Below are 1,190 nucleotides of genomic sequence, written 5' to 3' on the forward strand. Positions count from 1 at the left end.
GAGTCGGGCCGTCTTCGCCCAGACCGATGGAGTCGTGGGTGTAGACCATCACCTGACGCTGTTTCATCAGCGCGGCCATACGTACCGCGTTACGCGCGTATTCCACGAACATCAGGAAGGTGGAGGTGTACGGCAGGAAGCCGCCGTGCAGCGCGATACCGTTGGCGATAGCGGTCATACCGAACTCGCGCACGCCGTAGTGGATGTAGTTCCCGGCAGCGTCTTCGTTGATCGGCTTAGAGCCAGACCACAGGGTCAGGTTGGACGGCGCGAGATCTGCGGAGCCGCCGAGGAATTCCGGCAGCAGCGGGCCGAAGGCTTCGATGGCGTTCTGCGAGGCTTTACGGCTGGCGATTTTCGCCGGGTTGGCCTGCAGCTTCGCGATGAACTCGTTAGCTTTCGCGTCGAAGTCAGACGGCATCTCGCCTTTCATACGGCGGGTGAATTCGGCTGCTTCCTGCGGGAAGGCTTTGGCGTAAGCCGCAAACTTCTCGTTCCATGCGGCTTCTTTCGCCTGGCCGGCTTCTTTGGCATCCCACTGGGCATAGATGTCAGACGGGATGTCAAACGGCGCGTGTTTCCAGCCCAGCGCTTCGCGGGTCAGGGCGATTTCGGCGTCGCCCAGCGGCGCGCCGTGGGAGTCGTGGGTACCGGCTTTGTTCGGCGAACCGAAACCGATGATGGTTTTGCACATCAGCAGGGACGGTTTGTCGGTGACCGCCCGTGCTTCTTCTACCGCGCGTTTGATGGCGTCAGCGTCGTGACCGTCCACGCCGCGCACCACGTGCCAGCCGTAGGCTTCAAAGCGTTTCGCGGTGTCATCGGTGAACCAGCCTTCAACGTGGCCGTCGATGGAGATGCCGTTGTCATCATAGAACGCCACCAGTTTACCCAGTTTCAGGGTACCGGCCAGGGAGCACACTTCGTGAGAAATGCCTTCCATCATGCAGCCGTCGCCCATGAAGGCGTAGGTGTAGTGGTCGACGATATCGTGTCCCGGACGGTTGAACTGCGCCGCCAGGGTTTTCTCGGCGATAGCCATCCCGACCGCGTTAGCGATACCCTGGCCCAGCGGACCGGTGGTGGTTTCCACGCCTGCGGTGTAGCCGACTTCCGGGTGACCCGGGGTTTTGGAGTGCAGCTGGCGGAAGTTTTTCAGCTCGGATATCGGCAGATCGTAGCCAGTGAGG

At 61.3% G+C, this 1,190-nt stretch carries 1 protein-coding gene; it reads right to left on the reverse strand.

Annotation, left to right across the window (positions count from 1 at the left end):
- A partial coding sequence (locus tag HMPREF9538_RS25725; protein WP_009483914.1) for a transketolase family protein occupies positions 1-1,190 on the reverse strand: 1,190 nt, incomplete at both ends.

The organism is Klebsiella sp. MS 92-3, assembly GCF_000195655.1.
GTDB lineage: Bacteria > Pseudomonadota > Gammaproteobacteria > Enterobacterales > Enterobacteriaceae > Klebsiella > Klebsiella pneumoniae.